Here is an 18,618-nt window from a genome sequence, read left to right on the forward strand (position 1 = left end):
GCGGTGCTAGGTGACCGAGCGCTCCGGCAACGAGCAGAAGCTGCTGGACCACCTCAAGTGGATGACCGGTGAGCTGCGCACGGCCAAGCGGCGTGTCCAGGAGGCCGAGGACCGCGACCGGGAACCCGTCGCGATCGTCGGCATCGGGTGCAGGCTGCCCGGCGGCGTCGACTCGCCCGAGGCGCTGTGGGACCTGCTGTCGCAGGGCCGTGACGCCATCGGGCCGCTGCCCGCCGACCGCGGCTGGGACCTGGCCGCGCTCTACCACCCCGACCCCGACCACCCCGGCACGTTCTACGCGGCGGGCGGCGGGTTCCTCGACGACGTCGCCGGGTTCGACGCCGACCTGTTCGGCATCAGCCCGCGCGAGGCGTTGGCGATGGACCCGCAGCAGCGGCTGCTGCTGGAGACCGCGCACGAGGCGCTGGAGCGCGCCGGGCTGACCCGCGACGCGGTGCACGGCACCCGCACCGGCGTGTTCGTCGGCACCAGCAACCAGGGTTACGGCTCACTGCTCGGCGACCGGGACGGTGTGGAGGGCCACGGGCTCACCGGCACCGCGATCAGCGTCGCGTCCGGTCGGCTGGCGTTCACCTTCGGCCTGCGCGGACCCGCCGTCACGGTGGACACCGCGTGCTCGTCGTCGCTGGTCGCGCTGCACCTGGCGATGCGCGCCCTGCGCCGCGGCGAGTGCGACGCGGCCCTCGTCGGCGGCGCCACCGTCATGCCGACCCCCGGCGTGTTCGTGGAGTTCTCCCGGCAGCGCGGCCTGTCCCCGGACGGGCGCTGCAAGGCGTTCGGCGCGGGCGCCGACGGCACCGGCTGGTCCGAGGGCGTCGGGGTGCTCGTCGTGCAGCGGTTGTCCGACGCGGTGGCGCAGGGCCGACCCGTGCTGGCCGTGCTGCGCGGCAGCGCGGTCAACTCCGACGGCGCCAGCAGCGGCCTCACCGCGCCCAACGGCCCGGCCCAGCAGCAGGTGATCCGGGACGCCCTGGCCGATGCCGGCCTGGAACCCGCCGACGTGGACGCGGTGGAGGCGCACGGCACCGGCACCACCCTCGGCGACCCGATCGAGGCCCAGGCGCTGCTGGCCACCTACGGGCGCGGCAGGCCGCAGGACCGGCCGCTGCTGCTCGGCTCGCTCAAGTCGAACATCGGCCACACCCAGGCCGCCGCCGGTGTCGCGGGCGTGGTCAAGGCCGTCCTCGCCCTGCGCCACGGCACGCTGCCGCGCACCCTGCACGCCGACACCCCCACCCCGCACGTGGACTGGTCGGCGGGTGGGGTGGCGCTGGCGGCCGGGAACACCGCGTTCCCCGAGACCGGACGGCCCGCGCGCATCGCGGTGTCCGCGTTCGGGATGAGCGGCACCAATGCCCACGTCGTCCTGGAGAGCGCGCCCGGAGCCGCTGCCGAGCAGATGTCGGGTGCCGTCGCTGGGCGGGTGCCGAGTGCTGCTGTCGAGCAGGTGGCGGGTGCTGCCGAGCAGGCGTCGGAGGTCGCGGCGCCGCTGCTGTGGGCGGTGTCCGGTCGGGGCCGGGAGGCGTTGCGCGACCAGGCGTCCGCGCTGGCCGCGTTCGTGCGCCGGCGCCCGGAGCTGTCAGCCGCCGCGCTCGCGCGGTCCCTGGCGACCACCCGCACCGCCTTCGGCCACCGCGCGGCGCTGGTCGGCCGCACCCTCGACGACCTCCTGTCCGGGCTGACCGAGGTGGCGGCGGGCGCGGAGCCCGCGCTCGGGGGGCGCGGCGTGGCCGCCGAGGACCGCCGGGTGGCGCTGGTCTTCCCCGGCCAGGGTGCGCAGTGGGCCGGCATGGCGGTCGACCTGCTCGACACCGACGAGGTGTTCGCCGGGCGGCTGGCCGAGTGCGCCGCCGCGCTGGCCCGGCACTGCGACTTCGACGTGCGGGACGTGCTGCGCTCCGCGCCGGGCGCGCCGGGGCTGGACCGCGTCGAGGTGGTGCAGCCCGTTTTGTTCGCGGTGATGGTGTCGCTGGCCGAGACGTGGCGCTCAAGGGGGCTGCGACCGGTTGCCGTGGTCGGTCACTCGCAGGGTGAGATCGCGGCGGCCTGCGTGTCCGGTGCACTGTCGTTGGAGGACGCGGCGCGGGTGGTGGCGTTGCGTTCACGGGTGTTGCGCCGCTTGGCCGGTCGTGGCGGGATGGTGTCGATCGCGGCGGCCGAGGCGGACGTCCGGGCCCGGATCGAGCGGTTCGGTGAGCGGATCTCGGTCGCCGCTGTGAACGGGCCGTCAGCGGTCGTGGTGTCGGGTGAGCCTGGCGCGCTGGACGAGTTCGTTGCGATCTGCGATGCCGAGGGTGTTCGGGCGAAGCGGATCGCGGTGGACTACGCGTCGCACTCGGCGCAGGTGGAGGAGTTGCGCGAGGAGCTGGCCGAGGTGCTGGCGCCGATCCGGCCGCGCCGGGGCGCCGTGCCGATCTGCTCGGCGCTGACCGGACGCGTCGAGGACGGCTCCGGCTTCGACGCGGGTTACTGGTTCGACAACCTGCGCGGCACGGTGGCCTTCCACGACGCCGTGCGAGCCCTGCTGGACGAAGGTGTCGACACCTTCGTGGAGGTCAGCCCGCACCCCGTGCTCACCGTCGGCCTGGAGGAGACCGCGGGCGACGCCGACGTGCTGGTCACCGGCACGCTGCGCCGCGACGAGGACGGGCCGCTCGAACTGCTCCGCGCCACCGCCCGCCTGCACGTCCGCGGCGTCCCACTCGACCTCCCGGCGCTGCTGCCCGAGGCGGACCGGGTCGACCTGCCCACCTACGCCCTGCAACGCCGGCGGTTCTGGCCGAGCGGTGACGCGACCGCGAGCGGCGACCCGGCCGCGCTGGGCCTCACCGGCACCGGGCACGCGATGCTGGGCGCGGGCGTCGTCCTCGCCACCGGCGACGGGGCGCTGCTGACCGGCCGCGTGTCGACCGGCACCCACCCGTGGCTGGCCGACCACGTGGTCGACGGCCGGGTCGTGGTGCCCGGAACGGCCCTGCTGGACCTGGCCCTGCGCGCCGCCGACCAGGTGGACGCCCCGGCGGTGCTCGACCTGACCCTGGAAGCGCCGCTCGTGCTGCCCGAGCAGGGCGGCGCGCACCTGCAGGTGTCGGTCGGCGCGCCCGACGCCGCCGGCGCCCGGCCGGTCGCGGTCCACTCCCGCCCCGACACCGCGACCGACGACGAGCCGTGGACCCGGCACGCCACCGGCGCGCTGGGAGCCTTGCGCGCCGACCAGGGGATCGACCTCACCCAGTGGCCGCCTCCGGGCGCGCGAGAGGTTCCGATCGGGGACCTCCACGCGGACCTCGCGGACCGGGGCGTGGTCTACGGACCCGCGTTCGGCGGCCTGCGCCGCGTGTGGCGGCGCGATGACGAGGTGTTCGCCGAAGCGGCCCTGGACGACACCCTGCGCGGTGACGTCGACGGCTTCGCGGTGCACCCCGCCCTGCTCGACGCCGCCCTGCACGCCACCGGGTTCGGCGCGTTCGTCGGCGACCCCGACACCGGGTGGCTGCCGTTCTCCTGGCAGCACGTCACCCGCCACGCCGCGGGCGCCGACGCCCTGCGGGTGCGGCTGGCACCGGCGGGGACGGACGCCGTGTCGGTGACCGCCGCCGACGCCACGGGCGGCCCCGTGCTGTCGGTGGGCGCGCTGGCCTTCCGCCCGCTCGCCGCGCAGCTCCCGGTCGCCACGCGGCCGGGCGGGCTGTTCCGGCTGGACTGGGTGCCCGCGGACAGCGGCGAGACCTCGCCCGCGGCGGGCCCGTTCGACGCGCCCGACATGTCCGGCGCACTGTCCTCGGCCGCGTCGGGCGACGTGGTCTGGCAGGTCGCACCGGGCACGGACGCCCTCGACACCGCGCTCAGCCTGGTGCGGCACACGCTGTCCGAGCAGACCTCGCCCGACGTCCGGCTGGTCGCACTGCTCGACGGCGACGACCCGACGTGCGCGGCGGTGGCGGGCCTGCTGCGGTCCGCCGGGTCCGAGCACCCCGGCCGGTTCGCCGTCGTCGACGGGACCGCCGCCGTGCCGGTGGGTGGTGAACCGTGGGTGCGGGTGCGCGACGGTGTCGTCACCGCGCCCCGGCTGGTCCGGCACACCGGGGGGAACCGGGAGACCCCGGCGTTCCCGGCGGGTTCGCGGGTGTTGATCACCGGTGGTACCGGGACTCTCGGTGTCGTGCTGGCGCGGCATCTGGTGGCGGTGCATGGTGTGCGGGATTTGGTGTTGGTGGGTCGTCGTGGTGGGGAGGTGCCTGGGTTCGCGGGGTTGGATGCGCGGGTCGAGGTGGTGGCGTGTGATGTCTCGGATCGTGTGGCGGTGGCGAAGCTGTTGGCGGCGCATCCGGTGACCGCTGTCGTCCACGCCGCCGGTGTGCTGGACGACGGCGTGGTGACGTCGTTGACGGCTGAGCGCGTCGCCGGCGTGATGGCGCCGAAGCTGGGTGCGGCGTTGGTGTTGGACGAGTTGACGCGTGGGTTGGATCTGACCGCGTTCGTGGTGTTCTCGGCTGCGGCGGGGTTGTTCGGGAATGCTGGTCAGGGTGCTTATGCGGCGGCGAACGCTGCGGTGGACGCGTTGTGCGTCCGTCGTCGCACGGAAGGGCTGCCCGCGTTGTCGTTGGCGTGGGGTTTGTGGGACCGCGCCAGTGGGATGACCGGCCACCTGGGCGAGCAGGACCTCACGCGGATGAGCCGGGCCGGAGTGCGCCCGCTGACCGACGAACGGGGTCTCGCCCTGTTCGACGCGGCGATCACCTCGGACGAGCCGTTGCTCGTGCCCATCGACCTCGACCTCGCGGCGGTCCGCGCCGCGGATCGGGTGCACCCCCTGCTGCGCGCACTGGTGCGTCCCATGCCGCGCCGCGCGGCCGTCACCGACCAGACGGCCGACTCCGACCCGACCGCCTTGCCACCCGCGCAGCGCCGCGAAGCCCTGCTGCGGATCGTGCGCGCCCAGGTCGCCGCCGTCCTCGGCCACACCTCCGCCGAAGCGGTCGAGCCCGACCGCGCCTTCAAGGACCTCGGCTTCGACTCGCTGACCGCCGTGGAACTGCGCAACCGGCTGGCCGCCGCCACCGGCGAGCGACTGCCCGCCACCGTCGTGTTCGACCACCCGACCCCGCTCGCGCTCGCCGACCTCCTCCTGACGAGGTTGTCCCCGAGCGGAGGCAGCCACCAGACCCGGGCCTCGTCCGCCGCCCCGCCCGACGAGCCGATCGCGATCGTCGCGATGGCCTGCCGCTACCCCGGCGGGGTCCGGTCGCCGGAAGACCTCTGGGAGCTGGTGGCCTCCGGCGGCGACGCCACCTCCGGGTTCCCCACCGACCGGGGCTGGGACCTGCTCGGCGGGTTCGACCCGACGAACGAGCGCCCCGGCACGTTCTCCACCCGGGAAGGCGCGTTCCTGCACGACGCGGCGGAGTTCGACGCGGAGCTGTTCGGGATCTCGCCGCGTGAGGCGTTGGCGATGGATCCGCAGCAGCGGTTGTTGCTGGAGACCGCCTGGGAGACCTTCGAACGCGCGGGGGTCGACCCGCACGGGCTGCGCGGCACCCGCACCGGCGTGTTCGCGGGCGTGATGTACCACGACCACGCCACCCGTCTGCGCCACGTCCCCGCCGATCTGGAGGGCTTCCTCGGCACCGGTGGTTCCGGCAGCGTCGTGTCCGGCCGCGTCGCCTACACCTTCGGGTTGGAGGGTCCGGCGATCACGGTTGACACGGCGTGTTCGTCGTCGTTGGTGGCGTTGCACCTGGCGGCTCAGGCGTTGCGTTCGGGTGAGTGTGATCTGGCGTTGGCCGGTGGTGTGACGGTGATGTCGACGCCGGGCCTGTTCGTGGAGTTCTCGCGGCAGCGGGGGCTGGCGCCGGACGGGCGCTGCAAGTCGTTCGCGGCGGCGGCCGACGGGACGGGCTTCGCCGAGGGTGTCGGCGTGCTGTTGGTGGAGCGGTTGTCGGACGCGCGTCGCAACGGGCATCCGGTGCTGGCGGTGCTACGAGGCAGTGCGGTGAACCAGGACGGAGCATCGAACGGACTCACAGCGCCGAACGGTCCGTCGCAGGAGCGGGTGATCCGGCAGGCGTTGGCGAACGCGGGTCTGCGGCCGTCCGATGTGGATGTGGTCGAGGCGCACGGCACTGGCACCACCCTGGGTGACCCGATCGAGGCGCAGGCGTTGCTGGCCACTTATGGTCAGGACCGGGAAACCCCGCTGTGGTTGGGGTCGGTGAAGTCGAACATCGGGCACACACAAGCTGCGGCCGGTGTTGCTGGTGTGATCAAGATGGTGCAGGCGATGCGGTATGGGACCGCGCCGCGCACGTTGCACGTGGACGAGCCGTCGCCACACGTCGACTGGGCCGCCGGGGCGGTGGACCTGCTCACTGAAGCGCGCCCGTGGCCGGAGGTGGACCGCCCTCGCCGGACGGCTGTGTCGTCGTTCGGGGTCAGCGGCACCAACGCGCACGTCGTGCTGGAACAGGCTCCCGACAGCCCTCCGGCGGCCGGCCGTCCCGAGACCCCCGGACCTGTCGCTTGGGTGCTGTCCGGGCAGTCCGAGACCGCGTTGAAGGCCCAAGCCGCCCGGCTCGCGGACGTCCCGGAGGGCAACACCGCCGACATCGGCTTGGCGTTGGCCACGACGCGGGCGGCACTGCCGCACCGCGCGGCCGTCGTCGGTCGGAGCCACGACGAGCTGGTGGCCGGACTGCGCGCGTTGGCGGTGGAGGGCGGTGGGACAGTCGCGGTGCACGGCGGGACGGCGTTCCTGTTCACGGGTCAGGGTTCGCAGCGGGTCGGCATGGGTCGTGGGTTGGCCGAGGTGTTCCCGGTGTTCGCCGAGGCGTGGGACGAGGTGCTCTCGCACTTCCCGGCGGAGGTGCGGGAAGTCCTGTCGTCCGAGGATGCGCGGATCGACGAGACCGCTTTCGCCCAGCCGGGCCTGTTCGCGGTCGAGGTCGCGTTGTCACGGCTGTTCGCGTCGTGGGGCGTCATCCCGGATGTGGTGGTCGGCCACTCTGTCGGTGAGATCGCGGCTGCTCATATCGCGGGTGTGTTCTCGCTTGCGGACGCTTGTCGTCTGGTGGTGGCGCGTGGTGCGTTGATGCAGGCGTTGCCCACTGGTGGGGCGATGGTGGCCGTGGAGGCGGCCGAGGACGAGGTCACCTTGTCCGGGGGTGTGTCGTTGGCGGCGGTGAATGGTCCGCGTTCGGTGGTGTTGTCCGGTGATGAGGAGCCGGTGCTGGCGTTGGCGGCGGAGTTCGCGGCGCGGGGTCGTCGGACGAAGCGGCTCATGGTGAGTCACGCGTTCCACTCGGCGCGGATGGACGTGATGCTGGAAGAGTTCCGAGCCGTTGCGGCGTCGGTGTCGTTCGCCGAGCCTCAGATGACCTTCGTGTCCACTGTGGATGATGGTTCGGTTGCGGATCCGGAGTACTGGGTTCGGAATGTGCGTCAGACGGTCCGGTTCGCGGATGCCATTGACCGGTTGCAAGATGTGGCGCGGTGTGTGGAGATCGGGCCCGACGCCGTGCTGACCGGGCTGACCGGCGACCTCCCGTGCTCTCCGGCACTGCGCGCTGATCGGGACGAGGCGACGGCCGTCGTCACGGCCCTCGGTGCCGTGCACGCCACCGGTGGCGTGGTGGACTGGGCGGCGGTCTTCCCCGGTGCACGCCCCGTCGCGCTGCCCACGTACGCCTTCCAGCGCACCCGCTACTGGCTGGACGCGGGCGAAGCCCCCGGCCGACCGGCATCGCCCCTGGACGAGGTCTGCTACCAGGTCGACTGGGCACCGCTGACGGCAGACGTGGCGAAAACCCTGCGTGGGGACTGGGTCCTCCTGTCCGGCGCCGACGACACCGACCTGACCGCCGACCTGATCGACAGGGGTGCCCGCCCGGAGGAGATCGGTTCCCACCTGGCCGATGCGGACGGGTTGCTGCTGGTCACCCCGACCACGGCCGAACTGGTCTCCACGGTCCGCCGCCTGGTCGCCGACGACGTCCGGACGCCGCTGTGGGTCGTCACCCGCGACGCGGTGGCCGTGCATCCCGATGCCCCGGTCGACCCCGGGCAGGCGGCGGTGTGGGGCGCGGGTCGGGTGGTGGCGCTGGAGCACCCCGAGCTGTGGGGAGGGCTGGTCGACCTGTCCGGTGCACGCGCGGTGGACCGGCTCCCCGGCGTCCTGGGCGGGACCGAAGACCAGGTCGCCGTTCGCGGCTCTGGTGCGTGGGTACGCAGGCTCACCCCCGCGCCCGTCGCACCGGAGGACTGGACGCCTCGCGGCACGGTGCTGATCACCGGCGGCACGGGGGCGCTGGGGTCGCACGTCGCGCGCTGGGCCGCCGAGCGGGGCGCGGAGCGGTTGGTGCTGGTCGGCAGGCGTGGTCCGGACGCGCCGGGCGTGGCGGAGCTGGTCGCTGAGCTGGCCGGTGTCGAGGTGCACGTGGTGGCCGCTGATGTCGCTGACCGTGACGCGGTGGCGGCGTTGGTCGCGGAGTGGGAGCCGGATGCGGTGGTGCACACCGCGGGTGTCTCCTCCACTGGGCGGCTGCTCGATGTCACGCCTGCGGACCTGGCTGAGGCTGCGCGGGCGAAGGTGGTTGGTGCGCGGTTGTTGGACGAGGTGACGCGTGGGCGTGGGTTGGACGCGTTCGTGGTGTTCTCCTCGATCGCGGGGGTGTGGGGTAGTGGTGGTCAGGTGGCCTATGCCGCCGCGAATGCGGAGTTGGACGCGATCGTGCAGAACCGTCGCGCGTCGGGTCTGCCTGGTACGTCCATCGCGTGGGGACCGTGGGCGGGCGACGGCATGGGCGCGGGTCGGGTCGGCGAGGACCTGGCCGTGCTCGGGTTGCGCTCGCTCCAGCCGGAACGCGTGCTGGCGGCGTTGACCCGGACCGCGCACCCGCTGCTGGTGGTGGCGGACGTGGACTGGTCCCGGTTCACGGCCACCTTCACCGCCCGCCGCCGCAGTCCGCTGCTCGACCGCGTCGCCCCGCCGGCCACCACCGACACCGCGCGTACCGACCTGGCCCGCGACCTGCTCGCGCTGCCCGACACCGACCGGCTCGCCGCCCTGGTCGACCTGGTCCGCGCCCGCACCGCCGCCGTCCTCGGCCACGACGGTGTCACCGCCGTGCCCGCCGACCGGGCCTTCCGCGACCTCGGCGTGGACTCCCTCACCGCTGTGGAGGTCCGCGACGCGCTGAACACCGCCACGGGGCTCAAGCTCCCGGCGGCCGTGGTGTTCGACCACCCGACGCCCCGCGACCTGGCCCGCAAGCTGGACGAGGACCTCGCCGGACGTGCGGCCGACCACGCGGCCGTGGCCGCGACGACCACCGACGAACCCATCGCGATCGTGGGCATGGCCTGCCGGTTCCCCGGCGGCCTCGACAGCCCCGAGCAGCTGTGGGAGGCGTTCACCGAGGGCCGCGACGTGATCGGACCGTTCCCCGCCGACCGCGGCTGGGACACCGAGGCGCTGAGCGCCGAGTCCACGGCCCGAGCCGGCGGGTTCCTCGACGCGGCGGCCTTCGACGCGGACTTCTTCGGCGTCAGCCCGCGTGAGGCCCTGGCGATGGACCCGCAGCAGCGACTGCTCCTCCAGGTGTCCTGGGAGGCCCTGGAACACGCGGGCGTCGACCCGCACCGGCTGCGCGGCAGCGCGGGCGGCGTGTTCGTCGGCGTCAGCAGCCAGGACTACGTGTCACTGCTCCGCCAGGCCACCGAGGACGTCGGCGGGCACGTCCTGACCGGCAACGCGATCAGCGTGGTGTCCGGCCGCGTCGCCTACACCCTCGGGTTGGAGGGCCCGGCCGTGTCGGTGGACACGGCGTGCTCGTCGTCGTTGGTGGCGCTGCACCTGGCCGCGCAGGCGCTCCGATCCGGCGAGTGCGACCTCGCCCTCGCGGGTGGTGTGACGGTCATGCCCACCCCCGGCACGTTCGTGGAGTTCTCCCGGCAGGGCGGCCTGTCCCCGGACGGCCGCTGCAAGGCGTTCTCCGACGCCGCCGACGGCACCGGCTGGTCGGAGGGCGCCGGGGTGCTGGTCGTGGAGCGGCTGTCCGACGCGCGCCGACGCGGTCATCGCGTGCTCGCCGTGGTGCGCGGCAGCGCTACCAACCAGGACGGCGCGTCCAACGGGCTCACCGCGCCCAACGGCCCTTCGCAACGCCGTGTCATCCAACAGGCACTGGCCAACGCCCGCCTGTCGCCGGCCGACGTGGACGTGGTGGAGGCGCACGGGACGGGCACCGTGCTGGGCGACCCCATCGAGGCCCAGGCCCTGCTGGAGACCTACGGGGCCGACCGCGACCCCCGCCGGCCGCTGTGGCTGGGCTCGGCCAAGTCCAACCTCGGCCACACCCAGGCCGCCGCCGGCGTGGCCGGGGTGATGAAGGTCGTGCTGGCCATGCGGCACGGCCTGCTGCCGCGCACCCTGCACGTGGACCGGCCCTCCTCGCACGTCGACTGGTCCGCGGGCGACATCCGGCTGCTCACCGACGACCGGCCGTGGCCCGAGGGCGACCGGCCTCGACGCGCCGGTGTGTCGTCGTTCGGGATGAGCGGCACCAACGCGCACGTCGTGCTGGAGGAGCCGCCCGGCGAGGAGCCCGTGTCGCGGTCCGTTACCCGGTCGGCGCTGCCGTGGGTGCTGTCCGGCCGATCCGCCGCCGCGCTGCGCGACCAAGCGGACCGGCTCCTGTCGTCGGTGGACGGGCACGACCCGGCGGACGTGGCGTTCTCGCTGGCCACCACCCGTGCGGCGTTCGAACACCGCGCCGTCGTGGTCGGCACGGACCAGGGGGAGCTGACCGCCGGTCTGCGTGCGTTGGCCGAAGGTGTGGAGCATCCGGCGTTGGTGCGGGGGACGGTTTCGGACGCTGGTCGGGTGGTGTTCGTGTTCCCCGGTCAGGGTTCGCAGTGGGTTGGTATGGCGTTGGAGTTGGCGGATCAGTCGCCGGTGTTCGCGGAGCGGTTGAACGAGTGTGCTGCGGCGTTGGCTCCGTTCTGTGACTGGTCTTTGCGGGATGCTCTCAGTGATCCGCTCGCGTTGGAGCGGGTTGATGTGGTGCAGCCGGTGTTGTTCGCGGTGATGATGTCTCTTGCCGCGTTGTGGCGTTCGTGGGGTGTCGAGCCGGCTGCTGTGGTGGGTCACTCGCAGGGTGAGATCGCGGCGGCGTGTGTGTCGGGTGCGCTTTCGCTTGAGGATGCGGCGCGGGTGGTGGCGTTGCGGTCTCGGGTGTTGCGTCGTCTGGCTGGCCGGGGCGGCATGGTGTCGATCGCCGCTTCCGAGTCCGAGGTGCGTGGGTTGATCGCGCCGTTCGGTGAGCGGATCTCGGTCGCTGCGGTGAACGGTCCGTCGGCTGTTGTCGTGTCGGGTGAGCCGGACGCGTTGGACGACCTGGTCGCGGCTTGTGAGGCTGACGGTGTTCGGGCGAAGCGGATCGCGGTGGACTACGCGTCGCACTCCGCGCAGGTGGAGGAGTTGCGCGAGGAGTTGGCGCAGGTGCTGGCACCTATCGCGCCTCGCGCGGGTGAGGTGCCGCTGTACTCCACTCTGACCGGTGAGGTGGAGGACGGGTCGGCGTTGGATGCGGACTACTGGTTCCGCAACCTGCGTTCGACGGTCGGCTTCGCGGACGCGGTGGAAAGTCTGGTGGGCAACGGTTTCGGTGTGTTCGTGGAGTGTTCGCCGCACCCGTTGCTGACGATGGCGGTGCAGGAGCAGGCCGAGGACGTGATCGCGGTCGGCTCCCTGCGCCGTGACGACGGCGGGCTGAACCGGATGCTGCTGTCCCTGGGCGAGACCGTCGTGCGCGGTGTCGCCCCGAGGTGGCCGGATGTGATCCCCGGCGGTCGGCGGATCGACCTGCCCACCTACGCCTTCCAATCGACCCGTCACTGGCCCTCGCCGAAGCCGGTCTCCGGTGACGTCACGGCAGCCGGGCTCACCGCGCCGGACCACCCGATGCTCGGGGCGGTCGCGGTCCTCGCCGGTGACCGGGGGGCGTTGCTCACCGGCCGGCTGGCGCTGGACACCCACCCGTGGCTGGCGGACCACGTCGTGTCCGGCCGGGTCGTCGTGCCCGGCACGGCGCTGCTCGACATCGCGCTGCACGCCGCCGGGAAGGTGCGCGCCCCGGCGCTGGCCGAACTGACGTTCAACACGCCGCTGGTGCTGCCCGAGCACGGCGCGGTGCACGTCCAGGTCTCCGTTGACGAACACGGCTCCCTGCAGGTCCACTCCCGTGCGGCGGACGTCGCGGACGGCACGCCGTGGACCCTCCACGCGACCGGTTCTCTCGATGACCGGGCCGACACCGTGACCCACGACCTCGCGGTCTGGCCGCCGGTGGACGCCGAAGAACTGCCGCTGGACTCGCTGCACGACGACCTGGTCCGCGCCGGCCTGGTGTACGGGCCGGCGTTCCGAGGGCTGCGCCGGGTGTGGCGGCGCGGCGACGAGGTGTTCGCCGAAGCCAGGCTCCCCGTCGAGGCGGACGCCTTCGGCCTGCACCCCGCGCTGCTCGACGCCGCGCTGCACGCGGCGGGCCTCGGCGCGTTCGTCCCCGCCGGGGAGGATGCGTGGCTGCCGTTCTCGTGGCAGCGGGTGACCCTGCGCGCGACGGGCGCCGACCGGCTCCGGGTGCGGCTGGCGCCCGCTGGGGACCACGCCTTCAGCGTGCTGGCCGTCGGCGAGGACGGCACGCCGGTGCTCGCCGCGGAGTCGCTGGCCCTGCGCCCGCTGGGTGTGCTGCCGGTGGCCGCCCCGGATCCGCTGTTCCGGCTCGACTGGGTGCCGGCGCCGCGTCGCACACCGGTGCGCTCCTTCACCACCGCCGACCTCGGTGAGGCGATCAGCGGCGCGACCGCCGTGGTGCGGTGCCCCGACGAGGACGACGCGGTCGCCCGCGTGGCCGGGCTGCTGGCCGACCGGCTCGCCACCGACACGCGCCTGGTCCTGCTGGTCGACGCGACCACCGAGGCCGGCGCCGCCGTGGCGGGCCTCGCCCGGTCCGCCGCCGCCGAGCACCCGGGCCGCGTCTCGGTCGTGGACGCGGGAGCCTTCGACGCGCTCGACACCGAGGTGTTGGGACAGGCGCTCGCGGCCGACGAGCCGTGGGTGCGGGTCCGTGACGGCGCGGTCGAGCTGCCCCGCCTGGCGGTTCACCCCGAAAACGGGGCACGGCAGGTGTTCTCCGCGCGGGACCGCGTGCTGATCACCGGTGGGACCGGGACGCTCGGCGCCGCGCTGGCCCGGCACCTGGTGACCGCGCACGGCGTGCGTGAACTGGTGCTCACCAGTCGTCGGGGTCCGGCGGCGCCGGGTGCCGGTGCGCTGGCCGCCGAGCTGGCCGGGCACGGCGCCACAGCGCACGTGCTCGCCTGCGACGTGGCCGACCGCGACGCGGTGGCGCGGCTGCTCCGCGAGCACCCGGTGACGGCCGTCGTGCACGCGGCGGGCGTCCTGGACGATGGTGTGGTCACCGCCCTCACCCCCGAGCGCATCAGGGCCGTGTGGGCGCCGAAGGTCGAGGCCGCGCGGCACCTGGACGAGCTGACCCGCGATCACGACCTGTCGGCGTTCGTGGTGTTCTCCGCCGCGGCGGGCCTGTTCGGCAACGCGGGGCAGGGCGCCTACGCCGCCGCCAACTCCGCGCTGGACGCGCTGGTCGCGCGCCGGCACGCGGCCGGGCTGCCCGGCCTGTCGCTGGCCTGGGGCCTGTGGGAGTCGGCCAGCGGGATGACCGGCCACCTCGCCGACCGCGACCGGCGCAGGCTCGCCAGGTCCGGGGTGCGGCCGGTGCCCACCGACGTCGCCCTCGACCTGTTCGACCGCGCGCTGGCCGGTGACGAACCCCTGCTGGCGCCTGTGGGGCTGGACCTGCCCGTGATCCGCGCGTCGGCGCTGTCGGAGGGCGTGCACCCGCTGCTGCGGGGTTTGGTCCCGCCTCCGCCGCCCCGCGTCCCCGCCGCCCCGTCCGCCCCGTCCGACGGACGCGAACTGCTCGACCTCGTCCGGCAGCACGTCGCCGCCGTCCTCGGCCACGCCTCGGCCGACGCGGTGGACGACGACCGCGCGTTCAAGGACCTGGGGTTCGACTCGCTGACGGCGGTGGAGCTGCGCAACCGGCTCGCCGCGGCCACCGGGCTGCGGCTGCCCGCGACCCTGGTCTTCGACCACCCGACCCCGCGTGCGCTGGCGGACCTGCTGGCCACCGGGCTCACCGGCCCGGCGCCCGCTCCCGCGCCGGTCCACTCGTCCGAGCCGATCGCCATCGTCGCCATGTCCTGCCGCTACCCCGGCGGGGTCGACGACCCCGAGCAGCTCTGGCGGCTCGTGGCGGACGGCACCGACGCGCTGTCCGGTTTCCCCGCAGACCGGGGTTGGCGGGTGCGCGGCGACTACTCGCAGGTCGGCGGCTTCCTGCAGGACGGAACCGGGTTTGACGCCGAGCTGTTCGGCATCAGCCCCCGCGAGGCGCTGGCGATGGACCCGCAGCAGCGCGTCCTGCTGGAGATCGCGTGGGAGGCGTTCGAACGGGCCGGGATGGACCCCCGGTCGCTGCGCGGCAGCCGCACCGGTGTGTTCGCCGGCGTGATGTACTCCGACTACGCCTCCAGGCTGACCGAGGTGCCGGAGGACCTCGCCGGGTACCTCGCCACCGGCAGTTCCCCCAGCGTCGTGTCCGGCCGCTTGGCCTACGCCTTCGGCCTGGAGGGGCCGACGGTCACCGTGGACACCGCGTGCTCGTCGTCGCTGGTCGCGCTGCACCTGGCCGCGCAGGCGCTGCGCGCGGGGGAGTGCGACCTGGCCCTGGCGGGCGGCGCGACCGTGCTGTCCACCCCGCAGGTGTTCGAGGAGTTCTCGCGGCAGCGCGGGCTCGCGTCGGACGGGCGGTGCAAGTCGTTCGCCGCCGCCGCCGACGGCACCGGGTTCGGCGAGGGCGCCGGGCTGCTGGTGCTGGAACGGCTGTCCGAGGCGCAGCGGCTCGGGCACCCCGTGCTGGCCGTGGTGCGCGGCTCCGCGATCAACTCCGATGGCGCGTCCAACGGCCTCACCGCCCCGAACGGCCCTTCGCAGCAGAGGGTGATCATGGCGGCCCTGTCCGTCGCGGGTCTGCGGCCGTCCGATGTGGATGTGGTGGAGGCGCACGGTACGGGTACGACCCTGGGTGATCCGATTGAGGCGCAGGCGTTGCTGGCTACTTATGGTCAGGAGCGCGAGGTGCCGTTGTTGTTGGGGTCGGTGAAGTCGAACATCGGGCATACGCAGGCTGCTGCGGGTGTTGCTGGTGTGATCAAGATGGTGCAGGCGATGCGGTACGGGACCGCGCCGCGCACGTTGCACGTGGACGAGCCGTCACCGCACGTCGACTGGACGCAGGGAGAGGTGCGGCTGCTCGCGGAGACGACCCCCTGGCCGGAAGTGGACCGGCCGCGTCGGGCGGGCGTGTCGTCGTTCGGCATCAGCGGCACCAACGCGCACGTGGTCCTGGAGCAAGCCCCGGTCCCCGCCGTCCCGCCGAGCACCGCCGAGGCGCCGGTCCTGGCGTGGCCGGTGTCCGGTCGCACCGAGGGCGCGGTTCGCGACCAGGCCGCCCGGCTCGCCGCCTTCGCCGCCGAAACCCCGGACCTGGTGGACGCCGGGTTCTCCCTGGCCACCACCAGGGCCGCCTTGGAGCACCGGGTCGTGGTGACCGCGCCGGACCGCGACGCGCTGGTCACGGCGCTGCGCCGGGTGGCCGACGGTGGCCCGGTCGGCGAAGCGACCACCGGCCGGACGGCGTTCCTGTTCACGGGTCAGGGTTCGCAGCGGGTGGGCATGGGTCGTGGGCTGGCCGAGGTGTTCCCGGTGTTCGCCGAGGCGTGGGCTGAGGTGTTGTCGTACTTCCCGGCGGAGGTGCGGGAGGTCTTGTCCTCCGATGACGTGCGGATTGACGAGACGGAGTTCGCCCAGCCGGGGTTGTTCGCGGTTGAAGTCGCGCTGTCGCGGTTGTTCGCGTCGTGGGGTGTGACGCCCGATGTGGTGGTCGGCCACTCGATCGGTGAAGTCGCCGCTGCCCACGTCGCGGGTGTGTTCTCGTTGGAGGACGCGTGCCGTGTGGTGGTGGCGCGTGGTGCGTTGATGCAAGCGCTGCCCACCGGTGGGGCGATGGTCGCCGTGGAAGCGTCCGAGGATGAGCTTTCGCTGTCCCAGGGTGTGTCGTTGGCGGCGGTGAACGGTCCGCGTTCGGTGGTGCTGTCCGGCGACGAGGAGCCGGTGCTCGCGTTGGCGGCGGAGTTCGCTTCTCAAGGGCGCAAGACCAAGCGGCTCACCGTGAGCCACGCGTTCCACTCGGCGCGCATGGACGCCATGTCGGACGACTTCCGGGCTGTGGTGGAGTCGGTGACCTTCGTCGAGCCTCAGGTGACCTTCGTGTCCACAGTGGATGAAGGGGCGATCACGGACCCGGAGTACTGGGTTCGGAATGTTCGGCAGACGGTGCGGTTCGCGGATGCCATTGCCCGGTTGCAGGGTGTGGCGCGGTGCGTGGAGATCGGGCCGGACGGCGTGCTGACCGCCGTGGTCAGGACCGCCGCGGACCTGGACTGCGTCGCGACCCTGCGGGCGGACCGGGACGAGGCGACGACCGCCGTCACGGCTCTCGGCGCGGTCCACGCCGGTGGCGGCTCGGTGGACTGGCACGCGTTCTACGCCGGTGCGCGGACCGTCGAACTGCCCACCTACGCGTTCCAGCACACCCGCTACTGGCTCGACGCCACCCCGACCGCGCGGCGGGACGACTGGCGGCACGGGATCACCTGGCTGCCCGTGGACCTGCCCGCCGGTCCGGCGGACCTCGGGCACGTGGTCGTCCTCGGCAGGCACCGGGCGGCCGCAGCCCTGGCGGCGCGCGGCGCACGCGTGGTGGACCCGGTCGGGCACCGCGCGCTGTCCGACGAGCTGGCCAAGGCCGACGCGGACGGTCGGACCGCGGTGCTGGCCGTCGTGGACCACCCGGCCGCCGTCGCGGACCTGCTGCGGGCGCACCGCGCCGTCGACGCCACCACGAAGGTCTGGGTGCTGACCAGCGGCGCTGTCGCGGTGGACGCGACCGAACGACCCGGCCCGGCGGGCGCCGCGGTGTGGGGCGCGGGCCGTGCCGCCGCGCTGGAGCACCCCGACGTGTGGGGCGGGCTGGTCGACCTGTCCGCCGACACCGACGAACTGCCCGCCTCGGTCCTCGCGTGCGGTGAGGACCAGGTCGCGGTCCGGGCGTCCGGGGTGTTCGCCCGTCGCCTGGTCCGGACCGCCGGCCAGGGCGCGGTGTGGCAGCCGAGGGGAACCGTGCTGGTCACCGGCGGCACCGGCGCCCTCGGCGCGCAGGTCGCCCGCTGGGCCGCGACCGCCGGCGCCCGGCGACTGGTGCTGACCGGCCGACGCGGTCCGGACGCACCCGGTGCGGTCGCCCTGCGCGACGAGCTGGTCGGTGCCGGGGTCGAGGTCGTCGTGGTGGCGGTGGACGTCGCCGACCGGTCCGCGATGGCGGACCTGGTCGACCGCTACCCGCCGGACGCCGTCGTGCACACCGCGGGATCGGCCGCACGCCTGCCGCTGCTGGACGCCGACCCGGCGCACTTCGACGAACTGCGCCGCGCCAAGGTGGAGGGGGCTCACGTGCTCGACCAGGTGACCAGGGGCCGTGACCTCGACGCCTTCGTGCTGTTCTCGTCGGTCTCGGGGGTGTGGGGCAGCGGCGGCCAGGCCGCCTACGCCGCCGCGAACGCCGAGCTCGACGCGCTGGCCGAGCGGCGTCGCGCGAACGGGCTGCCCGCCGTGTCGATCGCCTGGGGACCCTGGGCCGGCGCGGGCATGGCCGGCGGTGACGCCGGAGCGGACCTGGCCCGCCGCGGCCTGCGGCCCATGCCGGCGGCCGACGCGCTCGCCGCGCTGGCCGCGAACGCCACCGCCCGCGGTGCCGTCGTGGTCGCCGACGTGGACTGGGCGAGGTTCTCGGCCACGTTCACCACCGGCCGCCCCAGCCCGCTGCTGGTCGGCCTGGTCCCGGCGCAGGACGAGCCCGCCGAAGGGCCCGGGACGGCGCTCGCCGACCGGCTCACCGCGCTGCCCGCCGCCGAACGGCAGCCGCACCTGGTGCGGCTGGTGCGCGGCCTGGCCGCCGAGGTGCTCGGGCACGGCTCGTCCGACGCGGTGCCGGCCGGGCGTTCCTTCCGCGACCTGGGTTTCGACTCCCTGAGCGCGGTGGAGCTGCGCGACCGGCTCGGCCGCGCCACCGGGCTGGCGCTGCCCGCGACGGTCGTGTTCGACCACCCCACGGCGACCGCCCTGGCCGCCCGGTTGCTCGCCGACCTGCTGCCCGACGACCTCCCGGACGGCGAGGAGGCCCGGTTGCACCGCGCCATCGCCGCCATCCCGCTGGACCGGCTGCGCGAGGCCGGCTTGCTGGACACCCTGCTCGACCTGGCCGGCCACCGACGACCGGACGACGACCCCGACGACGTGGATCCGGACTCCATCGACGAGATGGACGCGGACCGGCTCATCCAGCTCGCGCTGGACCACTCGGACTCCTGACACCGCCCGGACCTCCTGGAGCTCAT

Annotated in this window: 1 protein-coding gene; it reads left to right on the forward strand. The window is 74.1% G+C overall.

All coding sequences use genetic code 11. From position 1 onward, the window contains the following. Window positions 1-10: 10 nt before the first annotated feature. On the forward strand, window positions 11-18,592 hold the full coding sequence (locus ACQPYE_RS17630) for an SDR family NAD(P)-dependent oxidoreductase (RefSeq protein ID WP_498722422.1): 18,582 nt from the start codon (window positions 11-13) through the stop codon (window positions 18,590-18,592). The last annotated feature ends 26 nt before the right edge of the window (window positions 18,593-18,618 follow it).

It is taken from the genome of Actinosynnema sp. CA-299493 (genome assembly GCF_050946825.1).
In the GTDB taxonomy this organism is placed as follows: Bacteria; Actinomycetota; Actinomycetes; order Mycobacteriales; family Pseudonocardiaceae; genus Actinosynnema.